This window comes from Chryseobacterium sp. JAH (assembly GCF_001507335.1).
Lineage (GTDB): Bacteria > Bacteroidota > Bacteroidia > Flavobacteriales > Weeksellaceae > Chryseobacterium.
Window position 1 is genome coordinate 99,449 of record NZ_LMAH01000009.1, and the last position, 25,264, is coordinate 124,712.

31 protein-coding genes are annotated in these 25,264 nt (G+C 35.4%); 17 read left to right on the top strand and 14 right to left on the bottom strand.

Annotated features, from left to right (window positions below; genetic code table 11):
* Position 1 precedes the first annotated feature (1 nt).
* From AR685_RS16225 to ruvX, 5 genes are all read right to left on the bottom strand, one after another.
* On the bottom strand, positions 2-1,081 hold the full coding sequence (locus tag AR685_RS16225) for an FUSC family protein (protein WP_047447270.1): 1,080 nt from the start codon (positions 1,079-1,081) through the stop codon (positions 2-4).
* Positions 1,082-1,849 (bottom strand): nucleoside triphosphate pyrophosphohydrolase, encoded by a 768-nt coding sequence (mazG, locus tag AR685_RS16230; RefSeq protein ID WP_059125206.1) that lies wholly within the window; start codon positions 1,847-1,849, stop codon positions 1,082-1,084.
* 321 nt (positions 1,850-2,170) lie between these two features.
* Positions 2,171-2,734 carry a DUF5606 domain-containing protein gene (locus tag AR685_RS16235; RefSeq protein ID WP_047447278.1) on the bottom strand — a complete coding sequence of 188 codons (564 nt, stop codon included), beginning with the start codon at positions 2,732-2,734 and terminating at the stop codon, positions 2,171-2,173.
* 76 nt (positions 2,735-2,810) lie between these two features.
* Complete coding sequence (gene def / locus AR685_RS16240) at positions 2,811-3,383, bottom strand: peptide deformylase (RefSeq protein ID WP_047447280.1); 573 nt, start codon at positions 3,381-3,383, stop codon at positions 2,811-2,813.
* Positions 3,380-3,796 (bottom strand): Holliday junction resolvase RuvX, encoded by a 417-nt coding sequence (gene ruvX, locus AR685_RS16245; protein ID WP_059125207.1) that lies wholly within the window; start codon positions 3,794-3,796, stop codon positions 3,380-3,382. The genes def and ruvX overlap by 4 nt, the downstream gene beginning before the upstream one ends.
* 114 nt (positions 3,797-3,910) lie before the next feature.
* Between ruvX and AR685_RS16250 the strand changes: the two genes are divergently transcribed.
* The gene (locus AR685_RS16250) at positions 3,911-4,393 is read left to right on the top strand and encodes a SixA phosphatase family protein (protein ID WP_047447286.1); all 483 of its coding nucleotides are present in this window, start codon (positions 3,911-3,913) and stop codon (positions 4,391-4,393) included.
* Positions 4,394-4,753: 360 nt separating this feature from the next.
* Here the strand turns inward: AR685_RS16250 and AR685_RS16260 are convergent, their stop codons facing one another.
* The gene (locus tag AR685_RS16260) at positions 4,754-6,295 is read right to left on the bottom strand and encodes a serine hydrolase (protein WP_059125209.1); all 1,542 of its coding nucleotides are present in this window, start codon (positions 6,293-6,295) and stop codon (positions 4,754-4,756) included.
* A 76-nt stretch (positions 6,296-6,371) separates the two neighbouring features.
* On the opposite strand from AR685_RS16260, the gene AR685_RS16265 reads away from it, so the two are divergent.
* The 5 genes from AR685_RS16265 (at position 6,372) to AR685_RS16285 (ending at position 9,792) form a co-directional block, all read left to right on the top strand.
* Positions 6,372-6,869: a metallophosphoesterase family protein gene (locus AR685_RS16265; protein ID WP_059125210.1), complete on the top strand. Its 498-nt coding sequence runs from the start codon at positions 6,372-6,374 to the stop codon at positions 6,867-6,869.
* 380 nt (positions 6,870-7,249) lie between these two features.
* The gene (locus tag AR685_RS16270) at positions 7,250-7,744 is read left to right on the top strand and encodes a Smr/MutS family protein (protein ID WP_047447431.1); all 495 of its coding nucleotides are present in this window, start codon (positions 7,250-7,252) and stop codon (positions 7,742-7,744) included.
* An 18-nt stretch (positions 7,745-7,762) separates the two neighbouring features.
* A complete protein-coding gene (locus AR685_RS16275; protein WP_059125211.1) occupies positions 7,763-8,479 on the top strand; it encodes a DUF3822 family protein in 717 nt (238 codons plus the stop codon).
* A 71-nt stretch (positions 8,480-8,550) separates the two neighbouring features.
* Positions 8,551-9,147 carry an RsmD family RNA methyltransferase gene (locus tag AR685_RS16280; RefSeq protein ID WP_059125212.1) on the top strand — a complete coding sequence of 199 codons (597 nt, stop codon included), beginning with the start codon at positions 8,551-8,553 and terminating at the stop codon, positions 9,145-9,147.
* Between the two features lie 45 nt (positions 9,148-9,192).
* A complete protein-coding gene (locus AR685_RS16285; RefSeq protein WP_059125213.1) occupies positions 9,193-9,792 on the top strand; it encodes a nitroreductase family protein in 600 nt (199 codons plus the stop codon).
* Positions 9,793-9,847: 55 nt separating this feature from the next.
* On the opposite strand, the gene murI is transcribed toward AR685_RS16285, so the two are convergent.
* From murI to AR685_RS16310, 5 genes are all read right to left on the bottom strand, one after another.
* Positions 9,848-10,678 (bottom strand): glutamate racemase, encoded by an 831-nt coding sequence (gene murI, locus AR685_RS16290; RefSeq protein WP_047447312.1) that lies wholly within the window; start codon positions 10,676-10,678, stop codon positions 9,848-9,850.
* Between the two features lie 65 nt (positions 10,679-10,743).
* A complete protein-coding gene (hemW, locus tag AR685_RS16295) occupies positions 10,744-11,868 on the bottom strand; it encodes a radical SAM family heme chaperone HemW (RefSeq protein ID WP_082671956.1) in 1,125 nt (374 codons plus the stop codon).
* Between the two features lie 51 nt (positions 11,869-11,919).
* Positions 11,920-12,870 (bottom strand): PorP/SprF family type IX secretion system membrane protein, encoded by a 951-nt coding sequence (locus tag AR685_RS16300; protein ID WP_047447315.1) that lies wholly within the window; start codon positions 12,868-12,870, stop codon positions 11,920-11,922.
* A 51-nt stretch (positions 12,871-12,921) separates the two neighbouring features.
* A complete protein-coding gene (locus AR685_RS16305) occupies positions 12,922-13,986 on the bottom strand; it encodes an RluA family pseudouridine synthase (protein WP_059125214.1) in 1,065 nt (354 codons plus the stop codon).
* 71 nt (positions 13,987-14,057) lie between these two features.
* A complete protein-coding gene (locus AR685_RS16310) occupies positions 14,058-15,086 on the bottom strand; it encodes a PASTA domain-containing protein (RefSeq protein ID WP_047447321.1) in 1,029 nt (342 codons plus the stop codon).
* 155 nt (positions 15,087-15,241) lie between these two features.
* On the opposite strand from AR685_RS16310, the gene AR685_RS16315 reads away from it, so the two are divergent.
* The 3 genes from AR685_RS16315 (at position 15,242) to AR685_RS16325 (ending at position 17,500) form a co-directional block, all read left to right on the top strand.
* Entirely contained in the window at positions 15,242-16,231 is a 990-nt protein-coding gene (locus AR685_RS16315; protein ID WP_047447437.1) for a D-alanine--D-alanine ligase, read from the top strand.
* A 95-nt stretch (positions 16,232-16,326) separates the two neighbouring features.
* Complete coding sequence (gene coaD / locus AR685_RS16320; RefSeq protein ID WP_047447322.1) at positions 16,327-16,791, top strand: pantetheine-phosphate adenylyltransferase; 465 nt, start codon at positions 16,327-16,329, stop codon at positions 16,789-16,791.
* Positions 16,792-16,867: 76 nt separating this feature from the next.
* Positions 16,868-17,500 carry a trimeric intracellular cation channel family protein gene (locus AR685_RS16325; RefSeq protein WP_059125215.1) on the top strand — a complete coding sequence of 211 codons (633 nt, stop codon included), beginning with the start codon at positions 16,868-16,870 and terminating at the stop codon, positions 17,498-17,500.
* A gap of 73 nt (positions 17,501-17,573) precedes the next feature.
* On the opposite strand, the gene AR685_RS16330 is transcribed toward AR685_RS16325, so the two are convergent.
* On the bottom strand, positions 17,574-18,140 hold the full coding sequence (locus AR685_RS16330) for a hypothetical protein (RefSeq protein WP_059125216.1): 567 nt from the start codon (positions 18,138-18,140) through the stop codon (positions 17,574-17,576).
* An 86-nt stretch (positions 18,141-18,226) separates the two neighbouring features.
* Complete coding sequence (locus AR685_RS16335; RefSeq protein ID WP_059125217.1) at positions 18,227-18,718, bottom strand: dihydrofolate reductase; 492 nt, start codon at positions 18,716-18,718, stop codon at positions 18,227-18,229.
* A 131-nt stretch (positions 18,719-18,849) separates the two neighbouring features.
* Between AR685_RS16335 and AR685_RS16340 the strand changes: the two genes are divergently transcribed.
* From AR685_RS16340 to AR685_RS16380, 8 genes are all read left to right on the top strand, one after another.
* Positions 18,850-19,458 carry a LemA family protein gene (locus AR685_RS16340; protein ID WP_047447333.1) on the top strand — a complete coding sequence of 203 codons (609 nt, stop codon included), beginning with the start codon at positions 18,850-18,852 and terminating at the stop codon, positions 19,456-19,458.
* The gene (locus AR685_RS16345) at positions 19,458-19,886 is read left to right on the top strand and encodes a TPM domain-containing protein (protein ID WP_185096022.1); all 429 of its coding nucleotides are present in this window, start codon (positions 19,458-19,460) and stop codon (positions 19,884-19,886) included. Before AR685_RS16340 ends, AR685_RS16345 begins: the two co-directional genes overlap by 1 nt.
* Complete coding sequence (locus AR685_RS16350) at positions 19,867-20,661, top strand: TPM domain-containing protein (RefSeq protein ID WP_059125218.1); 795 nt, start codon at positions 19,867-19,869, stop codon at positions 20,659-20,661. The genes AR685_RS16345 and AR685_RS16350 overlap by 20 nt, the downstream gene beginning before the upstream one ends.
* 17 nt (positions 20,662-20,678) lie before the next feature.
* Positions 20,679-20,981: a hypothetical protein gene (locus tag AR685_RS16355; RefSeq protein WP_047447343.1), complete on the top strand. Its 303-nt coding sequence runs from the start codon at positions 20,679-20,681 to the stop codon at positions 20,979-20,981.
* 10 nt (positions 20,982-20,991) lie between these two features.
* Positions 20,992-21,408: an NTF2 fold immunity protein gene (locus tag AR685_RS16360; RefSeq protein WP_059125219.1), complete on the top strand. Its 417-nt coding sequence runs from the start codon at positions 20,992-20,994 to the stop codon at positions 21,406-21,408.
* A 187-nt stretch (positions 21,409-21,595) separates the two neighbouring features.
* Positions 21,596-21,916 (top strand): TlpA family protein disulfide reductase, encoded by a 321-nt coding sequence (locus AR685_RS16370; protein ID WP_082671957.1) that lies wholly within the window; start codon positions 21,596-21,598, stop codon positions 21,914-21,916.
* A 72-nt stretch (positions 21,917-21,988) separates the two neighbouring features.
* Complete coding sequence (locus tag AR685_RS16375) at positions 21,989-22,510, top strand: NAD(P)H-dependent oxidoreductase (protein ID WP_047447345.1); 522 nt, start codon at positions 21,989-21,991, stop codon at positions 22,508-22,510.
* A gap of 1 nt (position 22,511) precedes the next feature.
* Positions 22,512-24,398 carry a monovalent cation:proton antiporter-2 (CPA2) family protein gene (locus AR685_RS16380; protein WP_059125221.1) on the top strand — a complete coding sequence of 629 codons (1,887 nt, stop codon included), beginning with the start codon at positions 22,512-22,514 and terminating at the stop codon, positions 24,396-24,398.
* A gap of 2 nt (positions 24,399-24,400) precedes the next feature.
* Here AR685_RS16380 and AR685_RS16385 read toward each other — a convergent pair whose 3' ends face one another.
* Positions 24,401-25,210, bottom strand: coding sequence for a head GIN domain-containing protein (locus AR685_RS16385; RefSeq protein ID WP_047447351.1), 810 nt, complete (start codon positions 25,208-25,210; stop codon positions 24,401-24,403).
* Between the last annotated feature and the right edge of the window lie 54 nt (positions 25,211-25,264).

Consider the following 25,264-nt stretch of genomic DNA (forward strand, 5'->3'; position numbering starts at 1 on the left):
TTTATTTTTTAAATTTTTTAAACTGAAAAAAAGAATATCTTATATTTTTCTCCAGTTGATTGATGATCTGTTGATGATGCAGAAGAAATCCTGCTCCCAACCCCATTAAACTTCCGATAACCGTATCAAGCAGTCTCGCCTCCATAAGATTTCCAACATGATGATGAATGGGACTTCCTGCTTCTACCAAAAGTAAAGTGAGTGGTGTTAGAAATATAACGGCCAAACCGTAATTTCTTACAATCATCAATTCTACAATGAACTGTAAAACTACAATAATTCCTATCATTATAATCTTTTCGGGATCAAAAAGTAAAATTAGCCAAGCTAGACCGAGACCAATGAAAGTTCCGAAGATTCTGTGCATATTTCTTTGTCGAACATGCTCGAAATTCCTTCCCTGAATAATGGCAACGGTAGAAATAGAAATCCAATAGGTATTTTGAAATTTTAAAAGATGACCGACAATTAAAGTCAGCATCATAATCAAACCGATAATCGTACTTTCAACAAACTTGGTATATCTTTTCTTTTTAAAAACTCTTCGGGGAACAGTCACCACTTCGCTTTTTTCCACAAAAACGGAATAAATAAAAGCCAGTGAACATGATAAAATGGCTCCCATTGCGACCAATCCAACTCTTGTCGGAATCATTTCCAAATCAAACTGAAAAGTGCTTGCCATCGCCGCAAGCATGATGAAGAAAAAATTTCCAGGCGGCGGAATTTTAAAATAAGAAGTAATAAAATGTGACAGAAAAGAAACAATCCCAAAGGACAGCGCTGCCATATAAATATTAAAACTAAAAAAAAGACTGATGGTAAAGGAAAAGATAATTCCGAAAGCACATACCGCCATATGAATCATTCGCTGACTGATGGGCGCTGTGGTAAAATACAAGATTGTCAAAGCTCCCAAACTCGAAAGACTGCCATAATTTGGTTTTCCGGAAAACCAACCCAACAATAGTGGTGTGCCAATACACAAAGCCGCAAGAAACGGAAAATGCCATTTCCTCTCTGTTTTTTTGATTTCAATCAGATATTGAAATCGGTTTCGTGCGGCATGATTCGTTTTCATCTAGTCAAAATGTTTTGCTTTTTCCCAGAGAACATCCATTTCTTCAAGAGACATTTCTCCCAATTTTAAATTTTCTTGCAAAGCTAAATTTTCCATCTTCTGAAATCTAGAAATAAACTTCAGATTAGTTCGTTCCAATGCTGAATCCGGATTTAAACCAGAAATTCTCGCATAATTGATCAATGAGAAAAATACATCTCCCAATTCCTGTTCTTTTTTATCTGAATCGGTTTCATCATGAAATTCCTGAATTTCTTCATCTACTTTTTTCCACGCATCTTCCGCATCGTGAAATTCAAAACCAATTCCTTTTACTTTATCCTGAATTCTGTAGGCTTTTACCATACTTGGTAAACCTTTCGGAACGCCACCCAAAATCGATGTATTTCCTTCTTTAAGCTTCAGTTTCTCCCAATTCTGCTTAACTTCTTCTTCATCTTTCACTTCGATATCACCGTAAATATGAGGATGACGAAAGATCAGTTTTTCATTTAATGAATTAATGACATCAGCAATATCAAAACTTTCTTTCTCCGAACCTATTTTGGCATAAAAAACCAAATGCAGAAGTACATCACCCAATTCTTTTTTAATTTCGGTTAAATCTTCCTGCAAAAGCGCATCTGAAAGTTCATATGTTTCTTCCAACGTCAAATGACGAAGGGTCTGAAGTGTCTGTTTCTGATCCCACGGACATTTTTCACGAAGGTCATCCATAATATCCAAAAGTCTTCCAAAAGCTTCGAGTTTTTCCTGTCTGGTGTTCATAATTTGAGTGTTGAAATTCATGCAAATTTAAGGTAAATCTTTATTAGTTCTTTTGTCTTGAAATAAAAGAACCAAAAGTTCAAGACTTGGAAACTTCCGCTAAAAATTAAAAGCCAATCCTAAAATTCCCAAAACTTGCGCGAATTCTAAATCAATTCTTCAGTTCAAAATTGATGTCGCGCTTCAAACAGTGGATTTTTTTTAACGGATTAACTTTTAATTTTTTTAACGCTCCATTTTCCTAGGTCAATTTTTTTAGCCCAAAAACAAAAAAACCTCATCATTGCTGATAAGGTTTTGTATAAATTCAGATAAAATTAATTATCCCATTTTTCTGTGTGTACTTTTTGTAGCTGCTTTTGCTCCTGTACTCGCTTTCACTTTTGGAGTTGCTGGCTTATCCGCTTTTGGAGCTGCCTTTTTAGGAGCTGCTTTTTCTGCAGTGATTTCTCCTTCTGCGCTTTCTCCTTCTACAGTTTCTGGCTCAGCTTTTACGAAGCTTTCCGGAGTAATATATCCTGCTTTGTGTAGGATATTGTACCATTGCGCTAATTTTTTGATATCAGAAAAATATACTCTCTCTGTATCATAGTTTGGAAGTGAAGCTCCCATAAACTCTTTCAACTCCTCTTCAGTAGATTTGTGAGAAATTGTTTCTTTGTACTCGTAGTTTTTAGCAATATTTTCAAAAACTTCAAACAAAGGAACTTCTTTATCAAATGTAAACATTGCGATATTATCCAACAAGCTCACCTGACTTGAGTTACCGATGCTCACTTTCTTTTTTGTAGTAACGTCTTCAATAATAAATCCGTTTTTCAATTGCGAAACTAATTTGTAAAGACCTGGTTTACCAGAAATCGAAATTATTTTTTCTAACAGCATAATCTTATTTTTTTAAAATTTTTAGCAATCTGCTCAAGACAAACTGCAGTTTATTATTTATTTATTTTCTCTCTTATTATTTTGGAAACCTCATTTTATAGTTGATGGCTACATCACCCTGAGAAATTTTCACCAATTTACCTTTTACCAGCTTCTTCTTTAAAGAACTCAAATGGTCGGTAAACAACGTACCTTCAATATGGTCATATTCATGCTGAATTACGCGGGCTCTAATATCGGAAAAAGTTTCTTTATGCTTAACAAAATTTTCGTCATAATATTCTATAACGATTGTACTTTTTCTTTTTACATCTTCTCTTACATCAGGAATCGAAAGACAGCCCTCATTAAATTTCCACTCTTCACCTGACTCTTCAAGAATCTGAGCATTGATGAATACTTTTTTAAAATCCTTCAGCTCTTCAGCAATATCTTCATAATCTTCATCTTCTGCCAAAGGAGTCACATCTACTATAAACAGACGGATATCTAAACCTATCTGTGGCGCTGCAAGACCAATACCGTTGGCACTATACATCGTTTCAAACATATTGTCGATGAGCTCCTGCAGACCAGGATAATCTTTCTCTATATCTTTTCCTACTTTTCTCAAAACAGGATCTCCAAAGGCTCTAATTGGTAAAATCATCTTGTTCTTTGTTCTAAAAAATTCTGCAATATGATGGTTGCACTTACTTTATCTATTAATCCTTTCTCCTGTCTCTGTTTTTTACTTTTCCCACTTTGGGAGATAAAAAACGAGGCCATTTTTGACGTAAACCGCTCATCCAAACGATGAACCTGAATGTTGGGAAATTCAATTTTGAAACTTTCTATAAATTTCAAAATATCTGTTTCCACTTCAGAAAGATTCCCCTTTAAATCTGTCGGAAGACCTACAACAATGTCTTCTACCTTGTTTTCATTGAAATATTTCTTCAAAAATTCCATTAAAAACTTTGTTTCTACAGTCTTCAGTGCACTGGCAATAATCCTCATATCATCGGTTACTGCAAGGCCACAACGAGCCTTTCCGTAGTCTATCGCAAGGATTTGTCCCATAAGTCTGCAAATTTAAGAAATTTTAATGATTTTATTCATAACGCAGTTTTTTTTATAAAATGATGTGACTTTCCACGTTTTTTTTTATAATTTTATTTAACCAAACTCAAAACTATGAAGAAACTCATCCTAGTAAGACATGCAAAAAGTGATTGGCCGGAAGAAATGGAAGATTTTGACAGACCATTGGCAGACAAAGGTTTACAAGACGCACTGAAAATGTCTAAGTTTTTAAAAAGTCAAAATATCCTGATTGATCAATTCGTGTCTAGTCCTGCGGTGAGAGCACTCAGTACATGCAAAGTTTTCAACCAAACGTATCGTTTAGATTGGACGACAAATGCTAAATTATACAATCCTTCGGAAAATAATTTCAATTCTGTCATTTACGATCTGGATGATCAGGTCAATTCAGTAGCCTTGTTTTCGCACAATAACGGAATTTCAAATTTTGCCAACTACATTACCGACAACATTTTCCATTTTTCAACATGTGGTGTCGCAGGTTTTGAAATCGATTGCAACTCGTGGTCTGAATTTGATGGTGCTAGGAAAAAGTTTTTGTTTTATTATGAGCCTAATAAAATTCAGTTCTAGGATCTTAAAATGAAAAACATACTTAACATCTTTATTCTTTTATTCAGTATTTTTTGCCTGGGATATATGTTGTTTATGGTTTATTATAGTTTAGGTTTTTTAGTTAAAATTGAGTTGGTCAACGTTGTTGCAGAACTTCTGACCATTCCCATAATTATAGGAATGATTTTCTTGTTCTTTTTTAATCTGTTTATTTTAATTAAAAATAAATTCAGATCGGTATCCGTTAATCTTTTGAGTTTATGTGTTCAGCTAGGATGTTTTCTAGTAATGTTTTTGGCAGATTAATAGATACAATAGCTTTATAAATAAAAAACGGACTAAAAGCCCGTTTTTTATTAGTTTTATTTCTAAACTTAATTATTTCCTTTTTAACTCCAGATCATCAAAATCAAAACTGAAATCTGTGATATCAGAAATGGCTTTCATCTTTGCAGATTCTGCCTTCCCGTTTTCATCGAAGCTGAAAATAATGTAAGCATCGGCATCGTAGCTTCGGTCATCCCATTTAATGATAAAAGAATTGTTTGAATAAGGAAGCAATTCTCCTTTCAATCTCGGAGAATTTTTACATAAAATTCTGTAGGTATTTCCCTGCTGAACAATTTCTACATCCCCAAACCAGACATCATTATATTTCCCGACAAACTGCTCGGTTTTTGGCTGAAGGTTTTTATCTTTTTTAAATGCAACTGACTTTGCGAAAGCATCTTTCTTTTGTTTTTCGTATTCTGCATTGGCTTTAGACATTCTGTCGCCATAGGTTTTCAGCCAGTTTCTGTCGGCAATGCCTAAATAAGAATCTTTTACAGTATTAGTAATTGTATTGAATGCTGCTCCAGACTGCTGATTGGTCAACACCACAATTCCTAATTTCATATCCGGAATTAAGGTAAACTGAGTTACGGTTCCGATCAATCCGCCTGTATGCTGAACCTGTTTATGACCTTTTACATCACTTAAAAACCATCCCAATCCATAACCATAAAAACCTGTATCATAAGGATTCTTCATCGCAACCGGACTTGCAATTTGCAAATTCCAAAGCTGCATAATCTGTTTGTCTGAAACTAATTTCTTTCCATCTTTAGTTGTAAATCCGTTGAGAAGAAATTCGGCCCATGTTGTCATATCTTTGATATTGCTCATAATTCCTCCGGCTGCGTTGGCTGTTTCATTCCAGTCGTGAGGAACAGCGATCACTTTTCCGTCTGCAGGTGCATGCGCATCGATTTTATTGGCAACAGCTTTTGCTCTGTTGTAACTTCCGAAACTTGCATTCATTCCCACAGGTTTCATAATTCTCTGCTCAATAAATTCTGCCCAACTTAATCCGGAAACTCTGTGAATTACTTCTCCGGCAACGATAAACATGACATTATTATAATCTAAAGTTGTTCTGAAAGGATTTTCGGGTTTTAAATATCTTACGTTATGGACAATGTCGTTCACTGTTAAGCTTCCACCTTCGGGAAAGAACATTAAATCGCCTTGTCCCAAACCTAATCCGGCTCTGTGTGTAACTAAATCTTTGATTGTGACATTTTGAGAAACATAAGCATCATTCATCTGAAATTCAGGAATATATTTTGAAACTTTATCATCCCAGTTCAATTTTCCTTCATCTGCCAAAATTGCTAAAGCGGTACACGTAAATGCCTTTGAATTGGAAGCAATTCCTACCAAAGTAGTATCGTCCATTGGCTGCTTAGACGTCAAAGACCGTACTCCAAAACCTTTTGAATAAATGATTTTACCGTCTTTGATTACACCAACCGACATTCCCGGAACATCGAAAGTTTTTAAAGTATTTTGAATGAGTTCATCCAGTTTTTTTTCTTCGACCTGCGCAAACGAGATAAAAGAGACAAGAACAAAGAATAGAGATAGCTTTTGCTTCATTTTTTTAATTTTTCCAAAGTTAATCAATTCGGGATTATTGAGTAAATTTGCTTTTTAAAGAAATTCTTGTTCACCGATGACCAAAATCCTACTACTCTCCGATTCCCATTCATACATTGATGAAAGAATTTTAGATTATGCAAAACATGCTGATGAAATTTGGCATTGTGGTGACTTTGGAAGTTTTGAAATCATTGAACAACTTGAAAAAATAAAACCTCTTAAAGGGGTTTGGGGAAATATTGATGGTGCTAAAATACGTTCTGAGTTTCCTGAAGTTAACCGTTTTTTCTGCGAAAAAGTGGAAGTTTTAATGATTCACATCGGCGGCTATCCCGGAAAATACACACCGTTAACTCACAAAGAAATTTCAGAGAAAGCACCGAAGTTATTTATTTCCGGGCATTCTCACATTTTGAAGGCTATGTATGATCGGAAAAATAATCTTTTACATTTAAATCCGGGAGCTTGCGGAAAACAGGGATGGCATAAAATGAGAACGATGATGCGTTTTGTGATTGATGGAGAGGAAATAAAAGATTTGGAAGTGATTGAGTTGGGAGCGAAAGTTTGAGATTTTTCAGTTTAAACTTTTTTTTAAGTAAGTTGAGACATCCATTGATTTTCTTTAATAAACTTACCTTCTTAACTGTTCTTTATTAAAAAAGGATTGCTTCGTTTCTCGCAATGACAAATAGATGTAATATGGGATTCCCCTACTCTGGAGGGGTGGCGAAAATTCTGAAAGAATTTTTGACGGAGTGGTTCTAGCCCCGATAGTAACGGTTACCCCACAGTAAGCCATTCGACAGGCTCAGGACAGGCTGGCTTACGAGGAGTATGAGTGGATAGCGGGAATAGCTCCTGAAAATGAGTGATAAGTAATTGGTAATGAATATTGATAGATTGGAAAAATCAAGAGATTGCTTCCTTGCATTGATAAAAAGAAAATATATGAAAATAGGCGATAAAGTTTCAGTGGTTGATGAAGATTTGAGCGGAGTAATCACTTCTGTGAATGGAAATATCGTGGTTTTCAAAGATGAATATGGTTTTACCTATCAGTATCCGAAAGAAAAACTGGTTCCGAAAAACGCTTCTATTTACGAAAATATAAAAGTGGTGCAGAAAGCAGAACCCAGAAAAGTGACTTCTAAGAAACACGATAAAAACCCTTTGGTTCTTGACCTACATTTTCATAATTTAGTTAAAAATCCGAATGACTATGACAGTTTCGAAAGATTGTTTATGCAGAAGGAAAAATTGGTTCAAACCATTAATTTCTGTAGAAAAAATCATCTGAAAAGACTGGAAATCGTACACGGAATCGGTGACGGCGTACTTCAGAAATTAGTCTGGGACGTGCTTGAAAGTCAAACCGGTTTGGATTTTTACAACAAAGAAATTCTTCACCATCAATCGGGTGCGGTAATGGTAGAATTTCACTAAATTTGCAGCAATTGTTATATGAACTTACTTACTTTACTTTTTACCAAAGACGGGCTGATCTATCAGATTTCCAAGAACAAAAATGTTTTGGAAGAGAAGTCTTATCTTGTGAATGAAGAATCTCCTGCAAATTATATCGCTGACAAACTGGATGAAGCATTGCTGAAACAGAGATATGATGAAATTTCTGTGGTCTCGGCGCTCAATCATTTTACTTTGATGCCGGAAGGTTTTTCTGAGCACGAGGCAGGTTATGATCTGATTGCATTCAATGCTCCTGTTGATAAGGAAAATGAGGAATTGATGCTTTCAGTAAATAAGAAGTTTCAAGTGCAGTTTTATTATACTTTTCCGAAGGAATTTTACACAAAAATTAAAGATCTTTCGATTCCTGTGAAATTTAATTTTTCGGGAGAGAAGTTTTTAAATTCAATACAAAATAAAAACAATAAAGAAATTCACATCAATCTTTATCATAACCAGTGTGAGTTTTTTGCGATCGCCAATAAGAAGGTGATTTTATACAACAATCTCGACGTCAACTCAGAGGTGGATTTTCTTTATTTCGTGATGTTTACTTTAAGCAAAATCGGTTTCGGAATTAACGACACCAACTTTTTTGTCTACGGCGAAACAACAGAAAACGAAACATTCATCTCAGAGCTTCAGAAGTTTGTAAAGAATATTAAGATTGTTTTTGATAATATTCCGATTAAGAATTTCATTCTAAATTAGGTTGCAGGACGCAGATTAAAGAACTTAATCCTTTTCTGCTCACCTATAACCTACTATCTAAAACCTAAAAAATGTACAGAATAATTGCCGGCAAGTGGAAAGCCAAAAAAATAGCCGCTCCTAAAAACTTTGACGTAAGACCGACCACCGATTTTGCGAAAGAAGCTTTGTTCAGCATCATCGAAAATAAATACGATATGCAGGCAAGCTCTGTGCTGGATCTTTTCGCAGGAATTGGCTCTATCACTTTCGAATTTGCGTCCAGAGGCTGCAAAGATGTCACATCAGTTGAATTAAACCCTAAACATACTTCATTTTTAAATTCTACTGCAGCAGAACTTGGATTTAGCTTAAATGTAAGTGTGCAGCGTGGCGATGTTTTTGACTGGCTGAAAAAATTCAGAAATAAAAAGTCTTACGAGATTGTATTCTCTGATGCACCATTTGAAACTGAAGAGAAAAAATATATGGAACTGATTTCTTTGGTTCTAAAAAATAAATACCTGAAACCTAACGGAGTTTTCATCGTAGAACATCAAAGCAGAATGAAACTTGATCATCCGAATTTGGTTGACAGTCGAAAGTATGGAAATATAACCTTCAGCTTTTTCGAACCTATTGAGGAAGAAACAACGGATTTAGAACAAACAGATCATCAGGAAATTTAATTCCTGATTTTTTTATTTACATTAGTAGGTACAAATTGAATTACAATGAGCTTTTTAGATCAAATAAAAAACCGATATGCGGTGAAAAAATACAATCCTGAAGCTAAAATCAGTCAGGATAAAATTGATGAACTGAAAACAATTTTAAATTTAAGTCCGTCCTCGATCAACAGTCAGCCCTGGAATTTTGTATTTATCAAAACACAAAATATCAAAGAGCAATTGTCTGAATTTTCTTATCACAACAAACAAAAAGTAATCGACTGCAGTCATGTTATTGTGTTTCAGGTGCTGAAAAGTTCTGAACATTTCGAAAATCAGATGCATGAGTATCTTAATGAAGTGGGTGTAAATTTTTATAACACTTTGGTAAAACCACATGGTGAAGAATATGTAAAATCGTGGATGGTCCACCAAGTCTATCTTGCGCTTGGTGTATTTCTCTCAGCGTGCGCTGACATGAAAATTGATTCTACTCCGATGGAAGGAATCCAACCGGATCACTACGATGCTATCATCAATAATCTAGATTATGAATCGGTGTTGGCAGTAGCCATCGGTGAAAAGCCTGAAACAGATCATAATCAATTGACCATTACTCCCAAACGAAGATTAAACCCAGAAAAAATAATTACTGAAATCTAAAATTTTAACACTGCAAAAAAACGGGCAAAAGTCCGTTTTTTTGATTTACAGATAATTACAATACTTTCAGTTCCAAATCTATACTTTTTCCGAAGAACTTTTTTGAAATTTTCTCAAAGTTTTTCGTGATATCTGAAAGATAAAACTGATACGTCGCCTTAGGATTATTGGTATTAAGAAGATGATACTTATCTAAAATAATATTCAGGTGATTGGCTACAATATTGGGTGAATCGATCACACGAACGCGGTTTCCATAATACTGTTTGATTTCGTCAATCAATAATGGGTAATGCGTACAACCTAAAATCAGTGTTTCGATATTCTTAAGCTTGGCATTACTCAGATAATTATAAATAATAGAATGCGTAATCGGATGGTTTTTAAACCCTTCTTCAATCGCAGGAACCAGCAAAGGCGTCGCCAACTCATCTACTTTGATAAACTTATTGTGCTTGCGAATACTTTTCTTATACAGACCTGAATTTACAGTAGCTTTTGTCGCAATGACTCCGACATTATTATGAATTTCATACGCTACTTTTTCCGCAACCGGATTGATAACGTCAATCACAGGAACTTTTCCGGCAACAGCTTCCATTACTTCATTCAAAGCATTTGCAGTTGCAGTATTGCAGGCTATTACAATAGCTTTACAGTTTTGTTCCAATAAGAAATTAGTAATTTTCGTAGAATATCCTATGATCGCTTCTTTTGATTTTTCACCATAGGGAAGATGTTTTGTATCTCCGAAATAGATTAGATCTTCATTCGGAAGAAGTCTCTTTATTTCTTTGGCAACCGTTAATCCACCTACACCACTATCAAAAATTCCGATAGGCTGTTGAGGCGAAAGATGCGAATAATCCTGTTTTTTAGTTTTCAAACGAAGTGAAATTTAGTGCAAAAATACTTAAAGATTTTAAATTGTAGATTTTAGATTCTATTTTTTTAAACCTGAAACAAATCTGAAGCAATGCCGTCTGCCATAAACCAATGCTTTTCAGGAATTTTAAGGTGATTATTTTCTTTAATTAAAATTCCGTCTGCCATTTTTTGCTGAATTTCTTTATGAAACATATCTAATATATCCTCTTTAAATTTATTTTTCAAACTCTCAAGATCAATCCCCCAAGTAGTCCGCAAACCGATCATAATCATTTCATTAAACTGATCCTTTGGTGAAAGAATTTCTGTTTCTTTGGCCAGAAGATTGGAGTTTAATTTTTTAATGTACTGCTGATTGTTAGCAACATTCCAGCTTCTCGCATCAAATCCGTTGTAAGAATGTGCAGAAGGCCCGATTCCCAAGTATTCATTATATTTCCAGTAGGCAGAATTATGTCTTGAATGAAAACCTTTTTTAGCAAAATTGGAGATTTCATAGTGCTCAAATTCATGATCTTTCAAAAAGTCAATCATATAGTAAAATTCTCTGTTCTGCTCTTCTTCTTTAGGATTGGAAACTTTTCCATTCGCAATCCACTTTTCTAAAGCCGTTTTTGGCTCGACCGTCAATGCATACGATGAAATATGGGGAACTTCAAGTGCAATAGTTTTATTTAAATTTTGCTTCCAGATTTCTAAACTTGATGTTGGTGAACCATAAATGAGGTCAATACTTAAGTTTTCAAAGCCAAAATCCTGTGCTCTTTTGATAGAACCTTCAGCATCCGAAGCATTATGTGCACGATTCATTAACCTTAAATCTTCGTCGAAGAAACTTTGAGTTCCGATTGACAATCGATTGACATGAGAATTTGTGAGTTGTCTTAAAAAGTTTTTATCTAAATCATCCGGATTAGCCTCTAATGTAATTTCAATATCAGCGTTAAAACTGAAATATTTTAAAACCTCATCAATTAAAGACTTAATTTCATTGCCAGAAAGTATCGAAGGTGTACCTCCACCGAAGTAAAGGGACTGCAAATTTTTGTTTTGAAGTTCATCTTTGCGGAGAAAAATTTCTTTTTTCATCGCAGCAATCATCTCATCTTTAAAATTCAAAGAAGTCGAAAAGTGAAAATTGCAATAGCTACACTTCTGTTTGCAGAAAGGAATGTGAATATAAATCATAAAAAAAGCTCTGAAAAATTCAGAGCTCAAATTTATTTAAATTAAATCAGATTAATATCTAAATCCTCTATGATTAATAAAGTTATCAAAGTTGTAACCTAAACCAATCATAAAGCTGTTTCCACCATATTCCTGAATGTCAGACATTCCAAGGTTGTAAGTAGCACCCACCATAAATTTGTTGAATCTTACTTTTACAATTGGTGAAATACTCAACTGCTGGTTATCAAATCTGTTTTGAACACCTCTGTAGCTTACCCCGAAAGAGAATGCATTGATGTCGTTAGAGAATGTAGCCATCAAGTTTAAATCCATCATTCTTGTAGAGTTGGTATTTAAATTGATTAAAGCTGAAGGAGTAATGGCAATATTATCTGCAATTTTCCAGTCGTATCCTAAGTTTAAGAAGAATTTGATTGGTGATGGCTCGTAGTTGTTAACGATAGACTCGTCATTGCTTAAAGCGATATCGTTCACAGAAACACCTCCAAATAATCCCTTGTACGTTGCAGCCAAACCAAAGTTTGCATATGCCATAAAGATATTACTTTCGTTTCCTTGCAATAATGGATCGTAACCGTCTTCCGTATTAATTTTAGAATAATCAAAATTCATATTATAAAAATTAACACTTGTACCAAAAGAAAACTGATCTTTTCTTTCACCCTCACTGCTTAACGGGATGAAGTAAGAAGCTCCCGCTGTAATACCTCCCGCAGATATAGGACCGTTGCTATCTCTAAAAACGGAAATACCCGCTCCCACTCTATCAAAAATATTCGCGTTGATCCCCACAGACTGAACGTTTGGAGACTCGCTAAATTTTGAAAATTGTTGTTGATAGTTTAGATTAAGCTGTACATAGTCCGTTTTACCATATTGTGCAGGGTTGAACAGGAACTCACCATCTAATAGATATTGCTGATAGTATGGTAATGATTCTTGTGCTTTGTACGCATTAGACAAAAGAGCTAAACATACGATAGCATATAGTTTTCTCATAACAAATCTTGATTTCAATTCAACAAATATAAAAAAATTCTCAATATATTTTTAGTTTTCTAAATAATTTCTCCATTTTTTTACGGCATCCGCCATATCTTGAGGCATTGGACTCTCAAAATACAATTCCTTTTTTGTCGTAGGGTGTATAAATCCGAGAGTATGGGCATGAAGAGCATGTCTTGGTAAAATATCAAAAACATTTTTTACAAACTGCTTATATTTAGGCAAATTAACTCCACGAAGAGCGATATTCCCTTCATATCTTTCGTCATTAAACAAAGTATGACCAATATGTTTGAAATGCGCTCTAATCTGATGGGTTCTTCCGGTTTCCAGCTTACATTCTACCCAAGTCATGTATTTAAACCTCTCTAAAACTTTATAATGCGTCACGGCATGCTTACCAACGCTTCCGTCTACGTAAGTATACATCTGCATTCTGTTCTTGGGATGCCTTCCTATATGACCCGTTATGGTGCCTTCATCTTCTTTTACATTACCCCAGACAAACGCCCAATACAGTCTTTTGGTTTTTCTTTCGAAAAACTGTTTTGCGAGAAAACTCAAAGCATATTCATTTTTTGCAATAACCAAAAGGCCAGAAGTGTCTTTATCGATTCTGTGAACCAATCCTACTCTATCCAAATCTGATTTTTCACCTTTTTTATCAAAATGAAAAGCCAAAGCATTGACTAAAGTTCCATCCCAGTTTCCAAATCCAGGATGCACAACCATTCCAGGTTCTTTGTCTACCACAACCAAATCATCATCTTCGTACACAATATTAATTGGGATATCCTGCGGAATGATCACATTCAGTCTGGGCGGATGAGCAAGGAGCAACGAAATCTGATCTCCCGGTTTTACACGGTAGTTCTGCTTCACAGGATTTCCGTTAACCACAACATTTCCGGCTCTGCAGGTTTGTGATATTTTATTTCTTGAAGAATTCTGTCGGAAATTTAAAAGAAATTTATCAATTCTTAAAGGTTCTTGTTTCCCGTCAACTGTAATATTCACATGTTCGTACAAACCTTTATTTTCCTCATCAATATCTACATTGTTGGGATCTAATAATTCTTCGTCTAAAAAATCTTCGTTTTCTTCTGTCATTATATTCTTTTTACATAAAAGGCCTCAACATTTTAAAGTTGAAGCCTGAATTTTTATAATAAAGTTATTAATTACTCTACCACAGCTTTCTTAGCTTTCGGTTTATCTACCGACGTTGCTGTTGACTTGCCTGAATTTTCTCCTGTTTTAGGCTTTGATTCAGCAGGCTTTGCTGTTGATGACACGTTCACTTTCTGAGCTACAGGCTTTTGAGTAACAGGAGGTGGCGGCGTTTCATGTACAGGGGCATCCTGAAAATTAGGAACCTCCTCATATCTGATCGGAGGCAATGTAGTATCGACCTTCATTCTGTACATAGAATTAAGCTGATCTATCTTGTCTCTAAGCTCTGCTGGAGTTTTCTTACTTGCCCAGAGATCTATCTGCATTCCTTGATCTCGTGCATCTCCTGCAGCAGGATCCTGATAATAAACGATATCCGATTCGTCTTTGCCACCATCTTCATGATCTACGATTCCTACTTCAAAAAGATTTCTGGCAATATAAGCTCTTGCTTCTTTAACGGTTAACCCTACAACATTAGGGATCGATATATTTCTCATCGGCCCGGAACCTACTACAACGTCAACCACAGAGAATCTTGGAATTTTCGTTCCCGGTTTCAAAGAATTTCCTTTGAACAAAACTCTGAGAACCGCATCTTTCTGAATACTCGGTTCAAAAATAGTATCACCCACTTTCAGACCTACCTGATCCAATCGCTGGAATGCAAGACCAGAATATTTATTAATAACATCAGGTACCGCAACAGGAGCCCAGCTTCTTGGATTTACTTTCAAAGTAATTGCTCTTCCATCCTTTACACGCGATCCCGGCGCAGGATAAACCTGAAGCACCTGAAAAGGTCTGTATTTTGGATTATAGGTAGCGCTGTCTACTTCATAATCAAGACCTGTGTCTTCTAAGATTTTGACAGCATCATGTACAGATTTATTAACAACATTAGGAACGGGAATCTCCTGACCGTGGTTTGTATGATACTCCAGCCAACGAAATGTAAGCCATACCAATCCCACGAAAATAGCGATCGCTACTAATAAATTAACTAAAACTTTCCAATTGAAAAGTGATTTAAGCATACTTAAAAATACTTGAATTATAACGGCAAATATAGCTAATAATTTTTGATTGCACTTTTTATTTAACAGAATTAGCATTTGGCTCCAAATTTTCAAAAATTCAATTCGTGCATGATATAATTTCATTAAATTTGCCTTAAATGATATAAACGGATATGAGCAAAAAACACGTTGCCGTAGTGATGGGAGGCTATTCTGACGAATATAAAGTTTCCCTAAAAAGTGGACAGTTGATCTATGATTCTCTAGACAGAGATCAGTATAATGTATATAAGGTAGTCATTCTGAAAAATGAATGGTATTTTCTAGATGAAAATGAAAACAAACTGCCCATTAATAAAGGTGATTTTTCAGTTACATTAAATGCAGATGAGACTTTAAAATTTGACGTTTGCTTCAACATCATCCACGGAACTCCAGGTGAAAACGGAATTTTACAAGCTTATTGGGACGCAATAGAACAGACCTATACAGGCTGTGATTTTTACCAAAGCGCATTGACATTCAATAAAAAAGATACTTTAGCCGTTTTATCAAAATATGGAATCCCCTCTGCTAAAAGTGTTTATCTCAGAAAAGGACAGGATATCAATGTTGATGAAATCATTCAAAACCTTGGTCTTCCGGTTTTCGTGAAACCCAATCAGTCTGGCTCATCTCTTGGAATTTCTAAAGTAAAAGATCAGTCTGAACTGATTGCTGCAACAGAAATTGCCTTTAAAGAAGATGATGAAATTTTAATTGAAAGTTTCCTTGACGGAATGGAAGTTTCTGTTGGTGTTATTGATTTTAAAGGAGAAACCATCGTTTTGGGAATTACTGAAATTGTGCCTCAAAATGAATTCTTCGATTATGAAGCGAAATACGAAGGTGCTTCAGAAGAAATTACTCCAGCAAGAATCGATGGTGAAACCACAAAAAGAGTGGAAGAAATCGCCAAGAGAGCCTATGATTCTTTGGGAATGAGCGGATTTTCAAGAAGTGAATTTATTTTAATGGATGGAATTCCGTATATGTTGGAAATGAATACCAACCCAGGATTTTCTCCGGCAAGCATTCTTCCGCAACAGGCAAAAATCTATGGAATTTCTATTAAAGATCTTTGCGGAAATGAAGTGGAGAAAGCTTTACAAAAAAAACAATAGAGGCTGAAAGACGAATACTGTAAGATTGAAGTTATCCTTTGTGATAATTTTCTTTCTGCTAATCACTCAATCTCATAACTTATAATTAATTACGCATGAAAATTGCTGTTTTTCCGGGGTCTTTTGATCCGATCACATTAGGACATTACGATATTATTGAGAGAGCGGCGGCACTTTTCGACAAAGTGATTATTGCCATCGGACAAAATTCTCAGAAGAAATACATGTTTCCGCTAGAAAAAAGAATGGAATTCATACAAAATTCAGTCGCTGAATTTCCCAATGTTGAAGTAGATCATTTTGAAGGTCTAACTGTTGATTACTGCTTCGAAAAAAATGCTCAGTTCATTTTAAGAGGTCTGAGAAATCCTGCTGATTTCGAATTTGAAAAAGCAATTGCCCATACCAATCGTACTTTAGCCCACAAAAAACTGGAAACTGTTTTCTTATTGACCTCATCAGGAAAATCATTCATCAGCAGCAGCATCGTGAGAGAGATCATCAACCACGGCGGTGAATATGAATTATTGGTTCCGGACGCAGTGAGAGTTGAAAAATAATACTTAAATGATATGTTAATAATTGATTAAACCGCAAAATTATCAGTTATTATTCATCAATCATTACCCATATCTTATGCACGAACAGCTCAATTTTGCCATAGAAATTCTCGGGACGATCTCATTTTCGATGTCGGGAAGTTTTGCTGCCATGCAGAAAAGACTTGATCCGTTTGGCGTTTTGATTATTGCCTTCGTTACATCAGTTGGTGGCGGAACGGTAAGAGATTTACTTTTAGACATTCCTGTTTTCTGGATGCATGATCTTTTGATGTGCGGTTTAATTCTGGCGACGAGTATTTTCTCTATGATCTTTAAATCGATTGAGAAAAACTTCAAGGTTACTTTATTTATTTTTGACAGCTTCGGATTGGGGTTATTTACGATTATAGGTGTACAAAAAGGATTAAACCTGGATATTCATCCTTTAATCTGCATCGGATTAGGAACAATCACCGGATGTTTTGGTGGAATTATCCGGGATATTTTACTCAACAGGATTCCTTTGATTTTCAGAAAAGAAATTTACGCAAGTGCCTGTATTATTGGCGGTTCAACATTTTTAATATTAACCCATTTCACTTCGCTTTCTTATACTTTTATTCAGGTTTTCACTATTTTAATGATTGTAAGTGTGAGAACATTAGCGGTAAAATACCATTGGCAAATTCCCAAATTTTATGGGTATGAGAGTAATTCTGAAATGTAGATTGAGTTACAAAACATAAAAAATGCACCAAATGATTTGGTGCATTTTTATTTTATTTAAAAGAATAATTTTATTAAAACTTCCCTCTGTTTCTCATGTGAGGATTGTGAATATGCTTCTGCATGGTTGGCATTTTCAACTGATCTTTCATCATTTTGATTTGATCGGTCATCATTCCTGCTGTGTCAAGTGCTTTAGCTTCATCCAGAAGTCTTTGTCCTTCCTGTCTTCTTCCTTTAGAAATTGCACCTGCAGCTAAATTCAATGTAGCCATTGCTCTATCGTGCTTCATATTCAGACCATATTCCAATGCTTTTTTCATCAAAGGCTCAACTTTCGTTGGATGATCTTGAGCCAAAACCAAACCTTGTAAGTAATGGTAATAACCGTATTGGGTTTTATGAAGTTCTGTTTTATAATCTTTAATATTATTTAAAAACTTTGACGCTTTTACCATATCCTGTTTTCTCAATTGCCAGAATGCCAAAAGGATATTTTCATTTTTAAAGAAAAGAAAAATGGGCAAAGCAGCCAAAAGGAAGACAACAACTCCCCAACCTTTTTCCCTTGTGTAAATCATCATATATAAGCCTCCAAGAATCAGGATTGCCGCTACTGCGATTTTTATGTATTTGTTCATTATTAAAATTTAGAAGTGCAAAGGTAATAATTTTGATTGATAATTTACCGTATATGGTTGTTTGTAAAATGATCAACCATCAACATTTAATGTTCAATTTTCTCATAAGTCTGAAATGAGAAATCGTATTGATTTTTCTCATCTTTTTCATGGAAAATTTCTTCAGATAACTTCCAGATTTTCGGATCAATTTTAGGAAAAAAAGTATCGGCTTTTAGTTCAGCCTTCACTAAAGTAACTTCCAATCTGTCAGCAATTTCCATCGTCTGTTCGTATACATTTCCACCGCCGATGATGAAAACATTTTCGTTAATTTTCTTGGCAAATTTTACAGCTTCTTTGATACTTCCCACAATTAAAATCCCTTCTTCAAACCAGTTTTTCTTTCTGGAAATGACAATATTGGTGCGGTTTGGGAGCGCTTTCCCTATGCTCTCATAGGTTTTTCTCCCCATAATAATCGGATGTCCCGATGTAAGGTCTTTAAAATGTTTTAAATCTTTTGGAAGATGCCAAAGCAATTGGTTATCAGCACCAATTTCGTTTTTCTCTCCCATCGCAACCAGGATTGTTGTCATTCAATTAATTTTCTGCAAAATTAGCACATAATTTGTATATTTGGGTAGCACAAGAAAATTTAAAAGAATTATAATCATCAAATCTTTTTTAGACCTTCAACAATTAACTATTAAATAAATAAAAATCACATATGAAAAACAAAGGTTGCCTGAGCGCCGGAACCATCGGCATTGCTCTTTTAATTATCGTTGCCGTATTATTTTTCTGGGGGAAAAGCGGATACAACAAATTCGTCACCAAAGAACAGAATGTCAATACAAAATGGTCTAACGTGGAAACAGTTTATCAAAAACGAGCCAACCTCATTCCAAATTTAGAAAGAACGGTAAAATCTTATTCTAAATTTGAGCAGGAAACTTTAACCAAAGTTGTGGAAGCACGTTCAAAAGCTACATCTATCAATATCGATCCTACCAATATGACCGAAGCTGATTTGGCAAAATTCCAGGCAGCACAGGGAGAATTATCCGGAGCTTTAGGTCGATTGATGATGGTTGTTGAAAAATATCCTGATTTGAAGGCAGACCAGCAGTACATTAATTTCCAGAGAGAATATACTGCGATCGAAAACAGCATTAGAACAGAGACTGTATATTATAACGGAGCCGCTCAGGATTACAATACTTCAATCAAGACTTTCCCGAATAATATCCTGGCGAACTTCACCAACTTTAAAGAAAAACCATACTTTAAAGCAGCTGCAGGAGCTGAAAAAGCACCGGACGTTTTCACAGAATAATGAGCCATTATCTAACAGATCAACAGATAGCTTCCCTCGTGGAAGCTATTCAGTCGGCAGAGGACCATTCTACCGGAGAAATTCGTGTGCACATTGATTCTACCACTGAAAATAACAATGCAGCGATTGCTTATGAGGTCTTCAACGAATTATGTAAAGATAAAACTGCAGAAAAAAACGCCGTTCTCTTCCACATTAATTTTGAAAAGAAATACCTCACCATCATTGGTGACACGGGCATTCATGCAAAAGTACATCAGTCATATTGGGATCATCTGCATGACTTTATCACTTCAGAATTCGCAAAAGGCAACTATTTTAAAGCATTAAAAAGTGCTATTCTTGAAACCGGTCTCGAACTCAAAAAACATTTTCCGGTAACGGGAGAAAACAACAACGAACTTCCCAATGAGATTACGTTCTCTTAAAATATTATTTTCATTTATATTCTTTTGCTTGTACACTATCGTATCGGCACAGTATACTATTCCTGAAAAGCCTGCTGTTTTATATCCGGTGTATGATGAAGGGAATTTGCTGACGCAGCAGGAAAAAAACGAACTCAACAACAAGCTCATTAAATTTGCAGATTCTACCTCAACGGAAATTGAGGTCATCATTATTCCATCAACCAAAGGTGAAGACATCAATTATCTTGCAACTATGTTTGGGGAAAAGTGGGGAATCGGACAAAAAGATGTTGACAACGGTGTTGTCTTCCTGATTGCAACTCAAGACAGAACGATGTCGATCCAACAGGGACGTGCAGTTGAGCAATATTTAACAGCTTCCGTTGCAGGACAGATTCTCGATTACATTGTTACCCCAAAATTCAAACAGGGTAAATGGTTTGAAGGAATTAACGGGGGTACATCGGCAATTATGGAAGCGGTTCAGGGGAAGTTTAAACCCCTAAACAATAAAAAAAAATCAGGCGAAATTAATGTTTCAAAACTACTCCTTATCGGATTTGTAATTTTCATCATTCTTATTTTCCTCTTCAAAAATAGAGGCGGTGGCGATGACGACGACGATGTCATAATTAGCCGAAGAGGACGGAGAAATTATCCAGGTGGATTCTTTCCTTTCCCTTTTCCGGGTGGCTTTGGCGGCGGAAGTTCTGGTGGCAGCGGTGGCGGCGGATTTGGAGGATTCGGCGGTGGCGGAAGTTTTGGAGGCGGTGGAGCTTCGGGAGGATGGTAGATTTATAAAATACCAATATGAAATATTCTTTATTATCAATTGTATCAAACTTTATTGTAATATGGTTTTTGGTAAGAATAAATGTTTCAATTTTTGAAAAATATATAAATACTGACGGTAAAACGAAAGCACTTTTTGGGCTGATTGAATTACAATACATCTACAAATATTATTTTCTCTCAATCATATTGGTTTCTTTTATTTTTTTATGTTACGCTTACAAGAAGAATGAAGATATAGTTGTTAAAATCGCAGCATTAATTTCATTAGGGCTTGCAATTTTATCAATATTTATAAATTTTTGGAAGTGGTTTAAATAATCTAAGATTTATGAAAATATTGTCATTATTGTACTCATTAGGCTTTCTTGTTTTTTCATGTTCTGACAAAGAAAATTGTGGTAAAATATCATCTCAAAAGCCTGACCCCAGCAACATTGAAATCTTTATTGAAAATAAATATTCTGAATACGCTAGAGAAGAACTAGACAATGCAAAAATTAGCAATGAATTTTCACCTACGGAAGTAATTCCTAATTCAACAACAGCAGTGGAAATTTCTGAAAGCATTTTGTTTCCTATATATGGTAAAGAAAACATTATCAGACAAAGACCTTACAATGTAAACTTCATTGATGGATATTTTGTTATTAATGGAACTTTACCAAAATCTGAAATTGGAGGATCATTTATAATCATTATGAATTCTAAAGATGGTAAAGTAATAAAACTTACACATGGAGAATAATTATGAGAAAACTATTTTCAATCATTTCAATTCTGAGTTTCATCACCATTTTTTCTCAATCAAATGAAACTTTAATAAGCTTTCTTGGTTATCAAGATATATTGGGAAAACCGTTTTTAGTAGAGCAATTTAATAACAATAAAGGAATTACATTCAATATTGATGACCTGAATGGCAAACAACACTTATTAACTTTTGGTCAACAATCTGTGAGCCTTGTATTGAAGAAATGCCTTTACTTAATGAGTTAAAATCAGATTTGGAGGATAAGGTTAATTTCATCGGAATTACGTTCAGCACAAAAGAAAAAGTAGAAAACTTCCTTACAAAACACGAGTTTTCTTTCAATTTTATTACAGATGTAGAATATAAACTCTTCGAAAAAAACAAAATTACACGGTATCCAATGACTTTTATTCTTGATAAAGATGGAATTCTTCAGTATGTGATTGGAAAATTGAATCCGGAAAATGCAGATACCATTAAAAAAACACTGTTAGAATATTAAATAATCAAAAACAGCGGAAAAAACCAACAAAATTTCAGCAAATTTTCATTATATTTACTGAAAACAGGTTCTATGAAGAAAACGCTGGCAGTTTTTGCGCATCCTTATCTGGAACACTCAAACTCAAACGTGGAGTTGATTAACTTCTACGTTCGTCACCAGCATTTCACCCTACGCGATCTCTACGAAGAATATCCTGATTTTCATATCGCTGCTTTTCGTGAGCGAAAACGTTTGAAAAATTACGACCGATTTATTTTTCAGTTTCCTATTATCTGGTTCGGAATGCCCCCTTTGCTCAGACTTTGGATAGACGAAGTTTTCGACAGAAACTGGCTTAATGAGGGAGAAGAAAATCCTTTGGAGGGTAAAGAAGTATACATCGTTGTGACCACGGGCGGAAAAGAACGATCTTTCAGCAAAGAAGGCACCTATGGGTACACGGTTGAAGAACTCATCAGCGGTTTGATTGTTTCTTTAAAAGTATTTAAAGCCAATATCAAAGACACTATCATCGTATACGAAGCCAACAAACTTTCAAAAAAAGAAATCATTTTACACAAACAAAAATTCGCAGAACTACTAAATCAATAATATGGAATCTACTTTAGCCATGAATACTCTTCTTTTCTTAGGCGTTGCCATTATCATGGTTCCGTTGGCGAGAAAATTGGGTTTAAGTTCGGTCATCGGCTATATTTTAGGTGGAATTATTATTGGCCCTTACATTCTGAAACTAACTGGAAAAGATGTTAACGACATCATGCATGCCAGTGAATTTGGGGTCATCATGCTTTTATTTTTAGTCGGATTAGAATTGGAGCCCAGAAAATTCTGGGAAATGCGGAAGAAAATTCTGGGTTTGGGGATGACGCAAATGGTTTTAACGATTGCATTATTATTTTTAATATTCATTTCTGTAGGCTGGAAAACTGATAAAGCTATTGCAATTGCGATGTGTTTTGCACTATCCTCCACGGCAATTGTGCTTCAGACTTTGCAGGAAAAAAACAGTTTCAAAACAGTAGCGGGAGAAGCATCATTCTCTACTTTATTATTTCAGGATATTGCGGTGATTCCTATTTTGGCGATAATGCCTTTGCTTGCTCATTCTAAAGTAAAACATAACGAAAATGAAGTTCAGGTTTTAATTCAGAAACTTCCTGAATGGCTACAGGCCGGAACGGTCATCATGGGCGTTGTCATCTTGATTCTATTGGGCAGATATGTTTTCGTTCCCTTCTTAAGATATGTTTCAAAAGCCGGAATGACAGAACTGCTGACGGCCTCTTCCCTATTTCTCGTTATTGGAGTTTCAGAATTAATGGTTTCAATCGGACTTTCACCTGCATTGGGCGCTTTCTTGGCGGGTGTCATGTTGGCCAACAGTGAATTTCGTCACGAATTAGAAGCACAAATTGATCCGTTTAAAGGACTGCTCCTAGCCGTATTTTTCGTGAGCGTTGGCTCAACTATGAATTTCAACGTGATCGCAGCAGATCCTTTATTTATCTTCTCCACGGTTTTTACGGTTCTTGCTGTAAAATTTTTGGTGTTATTTGCGATTGGAAAGTTTTTCAAGATGGAAAATCCTCAAAGTTTGTTCTATGCATTTGCATTGTCGCAGGTGGGAGAATTTGCTTTTGTACTGATTAATTATGGTTCAGATCTCTATCTTTTCGGAGCAGAATTAAATGCGCAGATGATGGCCGTTACCGCCATTACAATGTGCATCACGCCATTTCTTTTAATTATTAATGACAAATTAATTACGCCAAGATTTATCAAAGGTATTCCTGACGAAAAGAGTGATTTCAATATTCTTGAAAATAATATCGCACAAAAGAAAATCATCATTGTTGGTTTCGGTCATTTTGGAAGTACCGTGGGTCGATTGCTCAAAGCAAACAAGATTAAAGCTACTGTTCTTGACAGAGATTCTGACCGTGTCAAATTATTGCGTGGCTACGGATTTAAAGTTTATTACGGTGACGCCACAAGAATCCCCGTTTTAAGAGCCGCAGGAATAGAAGATGCCGAAATTCTTGTCCTCTGCCTCGACAATTCCGGAGACAACAAATTCATAGCTGAGCTCGTAAGTGAACATTATCCTGATGTGAAAATTTTTGTCAGAGCCAAGAATAGAATCGACGCTTACTCTTATTTAAACAACGGAATTGACAATATTTACCGCGAGACTTTAGGCACTGCGGTAGATATGGCAGTAGATATTCTTCACGAAACCGGAATGAGAAAATATGCTGCGAGACGCCTGGGCCAGCGTTTTATGGCGATTGATAAAGATTCTATCCGAAAATTAGCAAAATCTGACGATGACGATGAAGTTCGTCTGTTTGCAACAAAAGAACTCCTCCAGAGAGAGGAGGAGCTTTTAGCTTATGACAATCTTAATTTTGACGGTAAAAACTGGGAGGGTTCTTCATCATCTGCCGAAGAAGACGATGAGGAAAATAAAGATTAGTTTTATTGAATTGAAACACTTCCGCCGCTGCTTTCTTCTTTTTTCACGGTCGTTACATTTCCTTTTTTATACACATTAATACTTCCTCCAGAAGAAGCTTCCGTATCTACCGTAGAACTTACGCTCACTTCTAAGCTTGCACCACTTGAAGCACTCGCTTTCAGATTTTCTACAATCACATCTTTTCCGTTGATACTGCTTCCCGATGAAGAACTCATCTCTGCATTTTTAGATTTTCCCGAAATAGAAATACTTGCTGCAGAAGATGCATCAACATCCAAATCTACAGCCCAAATCTTCCCATCAAAACTACTGCTGCTGTCAACAGAGATTTCAAGATCATTGGCTTCCAGATGACCTGTGATACTTGCAGCGCTAGAAGCTTCAACATCGGTTTTTTCTTGTGTAAATTTATCTTTCACTCTAATGCTCGCAGCAGAATTAGCTATCAGCTTCACAAAATCTTTAGCATAAATTTTTGCAGTTACGTTATTCGTATTCATCACACGGAAACCTGTGTTGTAATGAATGTGAACTTTTCCGCCTCTTCTTTCTACTAAAACTTCATCGATGATATTCGCCGGTGCAGAGATCACTATTTTTTCCACATCAGATTTAATAATTTCAGCTTCAATGGCCTGAGAAACTTCAATTTCGTCAAAATCTCCGCTGAATTCTTTTTGTTTTAACGGTCCGTGGTCTTTATTGGTGACATCGGGAAGCCACGTTGATTTTCCGTTCTTATTCTCGTTTTCTTTGCACGATGACAAAGTGATAATTCCTGATAAAAGTAAAATTGATGTGTATTTCATGGTAAGGTTTTAAAAATTTGTTTGTTCTATTAATAACAACTAAAATATAAAAAA

Excerpts from the sequence above, each read along its gene's own strand:
- AR685_RS16225 (WP_047447270.1), bottom strand. The coding sequence starts at position 1,081 with ATGAAAACGAATCATGCCGCACGAAACCGATTTCAATATCTGATTGAA.
- mazG (WP_059125206.1), bottom strand. The coding sequence starts at position 1,849 with ATGAACACCAGACAGGAAAAACTCGAAGCTTTTGGAAGACTTTTGGAT.
- AR685_RS16235 (WP_047447278.1), bottom strand. The coding sequence starts at position 2,734 with ATGCTGTTAGAAAAAATAATTTCGATTTCTGGTAAACCAGGTCTTTAC.
- def (WP_047447280.1), bottom strand. The coding sequence starts at position 3,383 with ATGATTTTACCAATTAGAGCCTTTGGAGATCCTGTTTTGAGAAAAGTA.
- ruvX (WP_059125207.1), bottom strand. The coding sequence starts at position 3,796 with ATGGGACAAATCCTTGCGATAGACTACGGAAAGGCTCGTTGTGGCCTT.
- AR685_RS16250 (WP_047447286.1), top strand. The coding sequence starts at position 3,911 with ATGAAGAAACTCATCCTAGTAAGACATGCAAAAAGTGATTGGCCGGAA.
- AR685_RS16260 (WP_059125209.1), bottom strand. The coding sequence starts at position 6,295 with ATGAAGCAAAAGCTATCTCTATTCTTTGTTCTTGTCTCTTTTATCTCG.
- AR685_RS16265 (WP_059125210.1), top strand. The coding sequence starts at position 6,372 with ATGACCAAAATCCTACTACTCTCCGATTCCCATTCATACATTGATGAA.
- AR685_RS16270 (WP_047447431.1), top strand. The coding sequence starts at position 7,250 with ATGAAAATAGGCGATAAAGTTTCAGTGGTTGATGAAGATTTGAGCGGA.
- AR685_RS16275 (WP_059125211.1), top strand. The coding sequence starts at position 7,763 with ATGAACTTACTTACTTTACTTTTTACCAAAGACGGGCTGATCTATCAG.
- AR685_RS16280 (WP_059125212.1), top strand. The coding sequence starts at position 8,551 with ATGTACAGAATAATTGCCGGCAAGTGGAAAGCCAAAAAAATAGCCGCT.
- AR685_RS16285 (WP_059125213.1), top strand. The coding sequence starts at position 9,193 with ATGAGCTTTTTAGATCAAATAAAAAACCGATATGCGGTGAAAAAATAC.
- hemW (WP_082671956.1), bottom strand. The coding sequence starts at position 11,868 with ATGATTTATATTCACATTCCTTTCTGCAAACAGAAGTGTAGCTATTGC.
- AR685_RS16300 (WP_047447315.1), bottom strand. The coding sequence starts at position 12,870 with ATGAGAAAACTATATGCTATCGTATGTTTAGCTCTTTTGTCTAATGCG.
- AR685_RS16305 (WP_059125214.1), bottom strand. The coding sequence starts at position 13,986 with ATGACAGAAGAAAACGAAGATTTTTTAGACGAAGAATTATTAGATCCC.
- AR685_RS16310 (WP_047447321.1), bottom strand. The coding sequence starts at position 15,086 with ATGCTTAAATCACTTTTCAATTGGAAAGTTTTAGTTAATTTATTAGTA.
- AR685_RS16315 (WP_047447437.1), top strand. The coding sequence starts at position 15,242 with ATGAGCAAAAAACACGTTGCCGTAGTGATGGGAGGCTATTCTGACGAA.
- coaD (WP_047447322.1), top strand. The coding sequence starts at position 16,327 with ATGAAAATTGCTGTTTTTCCGGGGTCTTTTGATCCGATCACATTAGGA.
- AR685_RS16325 (WP_059125215.1), top strand. The coding sequence starts at position 16,868 with ATGCACGAACAGCTCAATTTTGCCATAGAAATTCTCGGGACGATCTCA.
- AR685_RS16330 (WP_059125216.1), bottom strand. The coding sequence starts at position 18,140 with ATGAACAAATACATAAAAATCGCAGTAGCGGCAATCCTGATTCTTGGA.
- AR685_RS16335 (WP_059125217.1), bottom strand. The coding sequence starts at position 18,718 with ATGACAACAATCCTGGTTGCGATGGGAGAGAAAAACGAAATTGGTGCT.
- AR685_RS16340 (WP_047447333.1), top strand. The coding sequence starts at position 18,850 with ATGAAAAACAAAGGTTGCCTGAGCGCCGGAACCATCGGCATTGCTCTT.
- AR685_RS16345 (WP_185096022.1), top strand. The coding sequence starts at position 19,458 with ATGAGCCATTATCTAACAGATCAACAGATAGCTTCCCTCGTGGAAGCT.
- AR685_RS16350 (WP_059125218.1), top strand. The coding sequence starts at position 19,867 with ATGAGATTACGTTCTCTTAAAATATTATTTTCATTTATATTCTTTTGC.
- AR685_RS16355 (WP_047447343.1), top strand. The coding sequence starts at position 20,679 with ATGAAATATTCTTTATTATCAATTGTATCAAACTTTATTGTAATATGG.
- AR685_RS16360 (WP_059125219.1), top strand. The coding sequence starts at position 20,992 with ATGAAAATATTGTCATTATTGTACTCATTAGGCTTTCTTGTTTTTTCA.
- AR685_RS16375 (WP_047447345.1), top strand. The coding sequence starts at position 21,989 with ATGAAGAAAACGCTGGCAGTTTTTGCGCATCCTTATCTGGAACACTCA.
- AR685_RS16380 (WP_059125221.1), top strand. The coding sequence starts at position 22,512 with ATGGAATCTACTTTAGCCATGAATACTCTTCTTTTCTTAGGCGTTGCC.
- AR685_RS16385 (WP_047447351.1), bottom strand. The coding sequence starts at position 25,210 with ATGAAATACACATCAATTTTACTTTTATCAGGAATTATCACTTTGTCA.